The organism is Embleya sp. NPDC005575 (genome assembly GCF_040605455.1).
Taxonomy (GTDB): domain Bacteria; phylum Actinomycetota; class Actinomycetes; order Streptomycetales; family Streptomycetaceae; genus Embleya.
This window is the reverse complement of the sequence record NZ_JBEXCV010000311.1, coordinates 1-3,729: the sequence shown is the minus strand read 5'-3', so window position 1 is coordinate 3,729 and position 3,729 is coordinate 1. Positions and strand designations below refer to the sequence as shown.

The window sequence follows — 3,729 nt, the reverse complement described above, 5'->3', positions numbered from 1 at the left end:
CGCGGTGCCGGTCTTGTGGGTGGGCACGTCCAGTAGGCACGCCGCGGCCACCGCGTCGACCACGCCGGTGCGCAGGCGGGCGGGCAGCATGAGCACGTGCGTGGTCGCCGCACGCAGCGCCCCCTCCTGGTCCGGGTTGCGCAACGCCCGTGCGAACGGGGCCAGTTCCGGGACGTCGAGGGCGTCGAGCAGCTTGAGCGTTTCGGCGATCTCGCGGTAGCCGACCAGGCCCTCGAAGTCGCCGAGCGCGCAGATCATCTCCGGCTTGTGGCTGGAGTCGCGGTAGTTGCGGTGCGGCGCGTCGATCGGGACACCGCGCGCCTCCTCCTCCGCGTAGCCGTGCCGGGCCTGGATCGCGTCGGGGTGCACCTGGAGCGACAGCGGCTCCTCCGCGGCCAGCACCTTGAGCAGGAACGGCAGGCGTGGGCCGAACCGGGCCGCGGTGTCCGTCCCGAGTTCGCCGTCGGGGTCGGCGGCGATCAGCTCGACCAGCGAGCACGGCCCGTGGCCCCGGTCGATCCGGGAGGGCGCGCCCGGGTGGGCGCCCATCCACAGCTCGGCCTGCGGTTCGCCGGTGGGGGCGACGCCGAGCAGTTCGGGAATGGCCGTGAGCGAACCCCACGCGTTGGCGCGGATCCGGTTGACGAGGCGGTCCATGGCTAGCGGGGACCACCTTCGGTCCAGGAGAACAGCCCCGGTACGGCGGGGCCGACGCCGGTGCCCAGGGCCAGGTACACGGCGGCGAAGTCGGTCACGGCGATCAGCTCGGCGAGCCGCTCCAGCGGGCCGGCGCCACGTGCGCCGACCTCGCCGACGGCGGACTGGCCGAGCGCGCTCAGCGTGCGTCGGGCCCGGTCCAGTTGCGCCGCGGTGCCCTCGTCGTCGTGGTCGACGAGCAGCACCGGGTACATCCGCACCGGCTCGGGCTCGTCCACCCGGTCCCGGAAGAAGTCGTCGGGGTCGGCGGCGTCGTCCGACTCGCCCGCGGTGAAGACCCGGTCCTGGTAGCGGCCCGCGGTGGGCAGCGCGCCGGACAGCGCGGGGGTGGCGGCGACACCGACGCACATCGTCGCGAAGCGCTCGGCGGCCACACCCGCTACGGTGCCCGCGCCCCAGATCACCGGGATGGTGCCGGCCATCGCGACGGCCAGTCCCTTGGCGGGGTTGAGGTAGGCGTCGGCGGCGGGCCGGCAGCGGGTGCTCGCCTCGTCGAGGCGGTCGGCCATCGCGTCCACGCCCGCCAGTCCCTCGCCGGGGGTGAACGCGCTCGCGCCGGCCGCGCCGGTGAGCGCCAGGAGCGCGGTGAACAGCGGCCAGAACGCGGTCTGCGCGGCGAACACGGTGTCGTCGGCGTAGCCGGTCGCACCGACCGGGGCGGCGTCGACGGGAACCCGGACCACCACGCCCCGGGACTGCTGCACGGCGGCGTCGAGCGGCGAACCGCCCGGGGTGGCCGCGGCCACCTGGCAGCCGCGTCGGTAGGCCTGCCCGGCCAGCTCGATCAAGCCGGGCTCGTCCCCTCGACCGGCCAACAACACGAGGTCCATCGGACCGGCCCAGCCGGGCAGCACGCCGCCCGCCGCGAACACCAGGGGCAGGGTCGCGTCCGCGCCGGTGACCGCGCGCAGCGCACGGCCCAGCGGCCCGTACGCGGGCGCGGCCAGGATCACCGTGCGCGGTCGGTCCCGGGGCACAATCGCGGCGGGCAGGGCCTCGCGCGCGGCCTGTACGGCCCGGCGCACCTGTGCCCCGGCACCGGCCAGGGCACGCAGCGTGTCCGCGGTGTCGGCCCGGGCGATGGCGTCCTGGTCGTCCAGCAGGCCCTCGTCGAGGATGTTCATGCCCGCGCGGTACCGGGCCGGCGGGCCTCGTCCACGAGCAGCACCGGAATGTCGTCGACGACCGGGTACACCAGCCCGCACTCGGAGTTGTCGCAGGCCAGCGCGGCGTCCCCGTCCCGGTGCAGCGAGGCGTGGCAGACCGGGCAGGTCAGGATCGCCAACTGCGACGGTTCCAGATTCACGACATCTCCCACTTTTCCGACTGCCCGCGCCGATTCGTGCGCCGATTCGTACATATCAGTCCCGATTCGGCGCGGCAGCCGTCCGATTGAACCCATCACATTACCGAGCCGCCCGGTCAGCCCCGGACGAGTGCCAGCACCTCGTCGCGGATCGCGATCATGGTCGGCTCGTCGTCGGCCTCGACATTCAGGCGCAACAGCGGCTCGGTGTTGGAGGCGCGCAGGTTGAACCACCACCGGTCGGCCACCACGGTCATCCCGTCCAGGTCGTCCACGGCGACGGTGGGCCGGCCCTCGAACGCGGCGCGCACCTTCGCGGTCGCGCCCGCCTGGTCGGCGACCTCGCTGTTGATCTCGCCGGACGCCGGGTAGCGGTCGTACTCGCTCGCGAACGTGGACAGCGGCAGGCTCTGGCCGCCGAGCGCCGCGAGCACGTGGATCGCGGCCAGCATTCCGGTGTCCGCACGCCAGAAGTCGCGGAAGTAGTAGTGCGCGGAGTGCTCGCCGCCGAAGATCGCGTCGGTCTTCGCCATCTCGCCCTTGATGAACGAGTGGCCCACCCGGGTGCGCACCGCCCGGCCGCCGTGCTCGGCGACGATCTCCGGCACCGCGCGCGAGGTGATCAGGTTGTGGATGATCACCGGAGACTGTTCGCCGTTCGCCCTGGCCCGGGCGATCTCGCGGACCGCGACCAGCGCGGTGACCGCGGACGGCGAGACCGGGTCGCCGTGCTCGTCGACGACGAAGCAGCGGTCCGCGTCACCGTCGAAGGCCAGGCCCAGGTCGGCGCCGCTCTTGCGGACCTCGGCCTGTAGGTCGACCAGGTTCTTCGGGTCCAGCGGGTTGGCCTCGTGGTTGGGGAACGAGCCGTCCAGCTCGAAGTACAGCGGGACGATCTCCAGCGGCAGCCCGCTCGCGGCACCCAGCACACTGGGCACGGTGTGCCCGCCCATGCCGTTGCCCGCGTCCACGACCACCTTGAGCGGCCGGATGCCGGTGAGGTCGACCAGGCCCAGCAGATGCGCGGCGTAGTCGGCCAGCACGTCGTGCTCGGTGATCGTGCCCGGTTCGCGGGCGTACTCGGGCACGCCCGCCTCGGCGAGCGCACGGATGTCGGCCAGACCGCTGTCCTGGCCGATCGGGGCGGCGCCCGCGCGGCACATCTTGATCCCGTTGTACTGCGCGGGATTGTGGCTGGCGGTGAACATCGCGCCGGGAAGGTTCATGCTGCCACTGGCGAAGTAGAGCTCGTCGGTGGAGGCCAGACCGATCAGCGTGACGTCCGCGCCCTGGGCTGCGGCGCCGGCGGCGAACGCGCCGGACAGCTCCGGCGAGGACGGGCGCATGTCCCAGCCGACCACGATCGCGTCGGCCTCGGTGACCCGCACGAACGCCGCGCCCAGTGCTCGCGCGGTGTCGGCGTCCAGTTGGTCGGGGACCACGCCCCGCACGTCGTACGCCTTCACGATCTGGGAGAGGTCGCGCACCCGAAGACTCCACTCGCTTGGCCGCGGTCCCGATTCGCCGCGGTATTGGCCGTTGACCGTCGATCCCTGCCCCGCGGACGACGCATCAGACCCTATCGGCCGGTGGTCAGCTCTCGGGTGAGCGCAGAACGCGCAGGTGGCCGCGTCGACCGGCCTCGGGGCGGTCAACATGAAGACGCCCATGATGGCCGGCAAGACCTGGATGAAGACGAGCACCGC

General features: G+C 73.1%; 4 protein-coding genes. All 4 read right to left on the bottom strand.

The genetic code is table 11. The annotated features are described in order from the left end of the window. Positions 1-657 (bottom strand): mannose-6-phosphate isomerase, class I (gene manA, locus ABZS54_RS42485; RefSeq protein WP_355548678.1); only part of this gene is annotated, 657 nt, incomplete at its 3' end. Positions 658-659: 2 nt separating this feature from the next. Then, positions 660-1,841, bottom strand: coding sequence for an SIS domain-containing protein (locus ABZS54_RS42480; RefSeq protein WP_355548675.1), 1,182 nt, complete (start codon positions 1,839-1,841; stop codon positions 660-662). Next, on the bottom strand, positions 1,838-2,023 hold the full coding sequence (locus ABZS54_RS42475; protein WP_355548673.1) for a Trm112 family protein: 186 nt from the start codon (positions 2,021-2,023) through the stop codon (positions 1,838-1,840). The genes ABZS54_RS42480 and ABZS54_RS42475 overlap by 4 nt, the downstream gene beginning before the upstream one ends. A gap of 116 nt (positions 2,024-2,139) precedes the next feature. After that, positions 2,140-3,510: a phosphomannomutase/phosphoglucomutase gene (locus ABZS54_RS42470; RefSeq protein WP_355548681.1), complete on the bottom strand. Its 1,371-nt coding sequence runs from the start codon at positions 3,508-3,510 to the stop codon at positions 2,140-2,142. Between the last annotated feature and the right edge of the window lie 219 nt (positions 3,511-3,729).

Excerpts from the sequence above, each read along its gene's own strand:
- ABZS54_RS42480 (WP_355548675.1), bottom strand. The coding sequence starts at position 1,841 with ATGAACATCCTCGACGAGGGCCTGCTGGACGACCAGGACGCCATCGCC.